At 51.8% G+C, this 6,000-nt stretch carries 3 protein-coding genes; all 3 read left to right on the top strand.

Annotated elements, in window-relative coordinates:
• The first annotated feature begins 638 nt into the window (after positions 1-638).
• The 3 genes from McpCs1_RS08960 (at position 639) to glnA (ending at position 5,743) form a co-directional block, all read left to right on the top strand.
• Entirely contained in the window at positions 639-1,496 is an 858-nt protein-coding gene (locus McpCs1_RS08960) for a malate dehydrogenase (protein WP_338096914.1), read from the top strand.
• Complete coding sequence (locus McpCs1_RS08955; protein WP_338096913.1) at positions 1,496-3,913, top strand: DNA-directed DNA polymerase; 2,418 nt, start codon at positions 1,496-1,498, stop codon at positions 3,911-3,913. Before McpCs1_RS08960 ends, McpCs1_RS08955 begins: the two co-directional genes overlap by 1 nt.
• Before the next feature lie 501 nt (positions 3,914-4,414).
• Positions 4,415-5,743 (top strand): type I glutamate--ammonia ligase, encoded by a 1,329-nt coding sequence (gene glnA / locus McpCs1_RS08950; RefSeq protein ID WP_338096912.1) that lies wholly within the window; start codon positions 4,415-4,417, stop codon positions 5,741-5,743.
• Positions 5,744-6,000 lie beyond the last annotated feature (257 nt).

The following is a 6,000-nucleotide window of genomic DNA, read 5'->3' as shown; positions in this document are numbered from 1 at the left end:
TTTCACACAAATGTCAAAGCACTTTGACATTTTCTTGTCTTCTGTAATTACTCCCTCAACCGGAGATATCGTTAAATGGCGGCAGTTGCTACCGATTTTTTTGAGACGCCTTTCTGACATTCCGTGTACCACTGAACACACGGAATTCCACGGAAAAAACACAGAATACCGCTTCGCTTACGGAAAACACGGAAAGACTAAGAGTACGGGTATGTGTAGATGTCTCCGATGTGAAATTCCAACTTCCTTAGGCTTTCCCGCGAAGCGGTAAGCAGGCCGAAAGCATGCGTTCCGTGTTTTCCGTAAGCGAAGCGGTATTCTGTGTTTTTTTCCGTGGAATTCCGTGTGTTCAGTGTGTTCCCGCGAAGCGGTGAGCAGGCCAAAGGCATGCGATACGTGGTTGCCCCAAATAAAACCAAGGGCAGAGAAACCCTTTTTTCTTATGCTATTTTACACCGCGTAACTCCTATTTAAAATTCCGTGTTGTTCACGTCTGCTCCGTGTTGTTTTTCCGTGAAGCTCCGTGTTTTCCGATTTTCCGTGGACGGAGCTACGAAACGAAGCGACAAAGCGACATCCAAAATATTACAGACAGGTTTCCCAATACTGATATCCTGTTCAGATCAATACTACAGGATATGACAATACTGGCATGCCTTGGTGCCGGACGGATCGGCGGAGAAGTTGCATTCCTTGCAGCCTCTCTCGGTCTCGCCGACGAAATAATCCTGCACGACATGTACGAGCCCATGCTCACCGCCCAAAAACTTGACCTGATGCACGCAATGGACATCACCGTCTCCACCGACACAAAACGCCTCCGCGACGCAGACTTTTGTGTATTCTCTGCCGGAGCCGCACGAACCCCGGACATCAAAACGCGCGCCGACCTCTTTGAAGCAAACTTACCGGTCGCCCGCGAAGCAACCGAGATGCTCGGCGGATTCGGCGGTCACTTAATCGTCATCACCAACCCGATGGATGCATTCACTTGGTACTTTGCAAAACACACCGGCCTCTCACAGGAACAGGTCATGGGATTTGGCGGCCTTTTAGACAGCCGGAGATTTGCCGTCGCGCTCGCATCCTGCGGGATTACAGGCGACGCACGCGTTCTTGGAGAACATGGCGATCATCAGGTCCCGATCTTTTCGCGGCTCGACGTCGAAGTCCCGGAGTCAGTCCGAGAACAAATTCTTGAGGACATTTGTGCCTCCTCCATGCCGGTCATCAAAGGAAAATCCGGCACCGTATTCGGCCCTGCCTACCATATCTGCAGCATGATAAAGGACGTTACAACCGACTCGTGCCGGCTCATCACCTGCTCAATTCCTGCTGACGGCGCTTACGGCATTGACGGCTGCGCCCTCGGACTTCCGGCAACTCTCGGTAAAAATGGTGCAAAAGTCGACGACTCATGGGAACTCGATGCATGGGAAGAGAAAAAACTTCAGGATGCAGCAGAATTCCTGCGTGACATCTGCCGGAGAGTCTGATGGCCGGGGAAGAAAACTCCCAGATAACCATAGCCATCAATCAGGCCGAGTACACCAACGCACCCGGAGGGCCGGTCGTTCATATCTTCGGTAGAACAACAGACGGAACAGCAAAACATCTGCAGATAACAGACTTCCGCCCGTACTTCTGGGCCTGGGAAAAAGAGGCTGACGCTCCCCACCCGGACAATATTGAAGTAACCAGCGACAAAGCCGTCTCCATCAAAGGTGAACCGCTTCGCCGCATCTATACCCAGAAACCGACCGACGTCAGAACGGTCCGCGACCGCTACCACCACTACGAGGCAGACATTCCGTTTGCCACCCGTTTTTTAATCGACGCAGGCCTCACCGGCGGAGTAACCGCTCCCGCAGAAATTTGCAGCTACCGCGACGTCATGCCCGCAGTCGTGCAGTCGCATCCCCGCGTCTGCATGTGCGATATCGAGTGCGACGACCGCAACGGATTTCCCGAACCCGAACGCGACCCGATCATCTGCCTCACCTGCCACGACTCCTACGACGATCACTACACCAGCTTCGTGCTTCAGGGGAAAACGCGTGTCGACTACTATCAGCAGCCGGGACTCGCGAACGGCTGCTTTGTCCGTGACAGCCACACAATCTGCGTCTACAACACCGAAAAGGAACTCTTCACCGCATTCATCACCTACATCAGCGAAAAAGATCCTGACATCCTCTCAGGCTGGAACTTTGCCGACTTTGATGCGATGTATATTCTCCGGCGTGCCGAAGTTCTCGGATTCAAAACCGATGCCTTCGCCCGTCTGCCGGGCGCAACCGAACGCGACGCCATGCGCGGCCGCGTCATCTTTGATCTTCTGACCGCCTACAAAAAGATGCAGAGCAGTCAGAAGGAGTCCTACCGGCTTGACGCGATCGCCGAGGATGAACTCGGCGAACGAAAGGTCAGGTATGCCGGAACGCTGGGCGATCTCTGGAACAATGATCCCCTCAAAATGGTGGAGTACAACTTCAAGGATGTGGAGTTGTGCGTAGGCATCAACCGAAAAAACGACATCATCGAGTTTTATCAGGAGGTCTCGCGATACGTCGGGTGTCCACTCGACAAAGCGCTGAACTCCTCAAACGTAATTGACATCTACATTCTCAGAAAAGCTCACGGAAAATTCGTGCTTCCCTCAAAAGGGAACTCAACCGGCGAAGAGTTTGAAGGCGCGACCGTTTTTGCGCCAAGCAAAGGAGTGAAGGAGAATGTGATCGTGCTGGATCTGAAGTCTCTCTATCCAATGGCGATGATGACGTTAAACGCGTCGCCTGAGACAAAGTCGCCGGACGGCGAAATTCATGCGCCGAACGGCATCAGGTTCAAAAAAAGTCCTGACGGTCTGACCCGCAGCATCATCAGCGAGCTGATGACCGAACGTGATGACCGGAAAAAACTCAGGAACACGTTCCCCTACGATTCGCCCGAGTACAAGCTCTATGATATGCAGCAGAGTGTGCTGAAGGTCATCATGAACACCTACTACGGGGTGTCGGGATTCTCAAGGTTCCGGCTTTACGACCGTGACATCGGGTCGGCTGTCACCTCGGTCGGGCGGGCAATCATTCAGCACACGAAAGGCATCATCACAGCGCGTGGATACGAGGTCATCTACGGAGATACCGACTCCTGTTTCGTGCAGCTGCCAAATATTTCCCTGGAAGAAACCATGGCGATTGCAGAGAGTCTGGAGAAGGAGCTGAATGCGAGCTACACCGACTTTGCCCGCGATACGCTTGGTGCGGAACAGAACTTTTTCTCAATCAAGTTCGAGAAAATTTACCGGAGATTTTTTCAGGGCGGGGCAAAAAAGCGGTACGCCGGCCACTTGATCTGGAAGGAGGGGCAGGAGGTCAATAAGATTGACATTACCGGCTTTGAGATGAAACGGTCCGATTCAGCGCCTATCACTCGCGAGGTGCAGGAGCGGGTTTTGGAGATGATCCTGAAAGGCAACGGCAAGGAGGAGGTGAAGGAGTATCTGCCTGAGGTTCTGCGGATGTATCGGGCAGGGAGGTGTCCTCTGGAAAAAGCCGGGATTCCAAGCGGCATCAACAAGGCCCTTGGCGATTATGCGGTGCTTGATGCTCACGGCCGGGGAGCACAGTACTCGAATAAGTATCTTGGGACTGACTTCAAACGCGGCAGCAAGCCCAAGAGGCTCTACATCAAACGCTCGAACGATCCTGAGAAGTATCCAAACACTGATGTGCTCTGCTTTGAGTATCCTGATCAGATTCCTGACGACGCGTTTGAGATCGACTGGGAGACGATGCTGGAGAAAACGATTCGTGCTCCGTTAACACGGATCTTCGATGCTCTCGGATGGGACTGGGACGAGTTCGATCCAACGAAGGCGAAGAAGACGACGCTGGATATGTTTTTTTAAAAAAAATTAGAGGGATGTTCCCTCCCTCGTATTGTATCTGTCTGGCAGACCAAATCGATCGCCTTGGTGCATGAGGATGGTTTAATTCACAACGCATGTGGAGATTTTTGGGTGGCTGTAGTGGTTTTGACCGAAGTTATGCTATCACTCCCCGGCAGATACCATTGAGATGGGGTATCTCTGCCTGATTGAATCATAGACTTTAGAACTATTAAATGTTCGTCATGGTACGCAAAATGAACATCTGAAACACGAATGAAAAAATCTCTATACTTTTCCAAACGAAAAAAAAACGATCCAAAAATATGTAATTTTCATAAGTTCTTAAAAATCGCCATTGGCGATTTTTTTATTCTGCGAAGCGGTGAGCAGGCCGCAGGCATGCGATTCGCGCCATTCGCGTTTTTTTTCAAAAATCAACAGAATTTTTTCGTGACATTACAAGTGAGCAAACTCCCCATGAATCGAAGATTAATATCGTTTCACCACCCACATGTACACATGGTTTCTGACGAAATCGACGCAATACTCTCCAAGCTTGAGGGTGATAATGTACGGTCGGTTCTCCTCCAGTTCTCGGATCTGGAAGGCAAGCCGAAAAACGTTGCGATTCCGACGAAACAGATGAAGAAGGCACTGACCGATGGCATCAGTTTTGACGGGTCATCTATTCAGGGGTTTGCGCGGCTGGAGGAGTCCGATATGCTGCTGCGTCCGGACCCGTCCACCTATCAGATAATCCCATGGTCTGACGATCAGTTCCGCTCAGCCCGGTTTATCTGCGATGTCTACACAACGCACGGCGAACCATTTCCAGGTGACCCCCGCCGCATTCTGCGGACACAGATAGAAAAAGCTGCAAAGCTTGGCTACACTTTCAACGTAGGCCCAGAGATGGAGTTCTTCCTCTTCCGCATGGTGGACGGTCATGCCTCGGTGAATTTACAGGATCACAACGGCTACTTTGATCAGACTCCCGCAAACCCGGCCGAAGATGTCCGCCGCGATCTGGTGATCTCGCTTTCGGAGATGGGTTTCAACATTGAGGCATCGCATCACGAAGTGGCGCCAAGCCAGCATGAGATCGACTTCACCTATGGCGATGCGCTCGGCATGGCAGACAAAGTGGTGACATTCAAGTTTGTGGCAAAGACGCTTGCCTTGAAACGCAATCTGCATGCAACGTTTATGCCGAAACCGATTTACGGAATCAACGGCTCCGGCATGCATGTCAACTGTTCGTTGATGAAGGACGGCGAGAACGCATTCTTTGATCCGAACGGCGACCATCAGCTCTCCGATACCGCCCGCCACTTCATCGCAGGCCTGCTCAAACACATCGACGGCATCACGAGAGTTGCAAACCCGACGATCAACTCCTACAAACGGCTGATCCCGGGATACGAAGCACCGGTCTATGTCGGATGGTCGGCGATGAACCGGTCCACACTGATTCGCGTCCCTTCTTCACGTGGACGAAGTACCCGTGCCGAACTCCGCAGCCCTGATCCGACCTGCAACCCATATCTCACGTTCGCCGTGATGCTTGCGGCAGGAATGGATGGGGTCATCAATAAAATTGAACCGCCGGAAAGTATCGACAAAAACATTTTCCGCATGACCGCAGCTGAACGCAGCGAAGCCGGCATCCGCTGTCTTCCCTGGAACCTTCAGGTGGCAAACAATGCCCTTATGGAGGACAAACTTCTCTGCGACGTGCTGGGCGAGCATGTGGTTGCTCAGATTAACCGGCTGGGCGAACTTGAGTGGGGAGAGTTCTCCCGCGCCATCACCGACTGGGAAATCAAGCGGTATCTGGCAAACTACTAATGCTTTTTTTTGATGGTACTGTGGTCTCGCTTGGAGTAACCACGGAATGCACAGAGCACACGGAGTTTCACGGAAAGTAAAAATACACGGAGAACGCCTGCGTGCATTCAGTGAAGCTCCGTGATATTTCCGTGCATTCAGTGGTTACTCCAAGTGAGACCGCAGTTAAAATCCCAAAAATTATGATCAACGCCCTACCCCACTCCCCATCTCAGTTGCAGGAAAGGAAACAATAACGCCTGCTTTTACAGAAAGTT

Source organism: Methanorbis rubei, from assembly GCF_032714495.1.
GTDB classification, from domain to species: Archaea; Halobacteriota; Methanomicrobia; order Methanomicrobiales; family Methanocorpusculaceae; genus Methanocorpusculum; species Methanocorpusculum rubei.
This window is presented reverse-complemented; position numbering and strand designations above follow the sequence as displayed.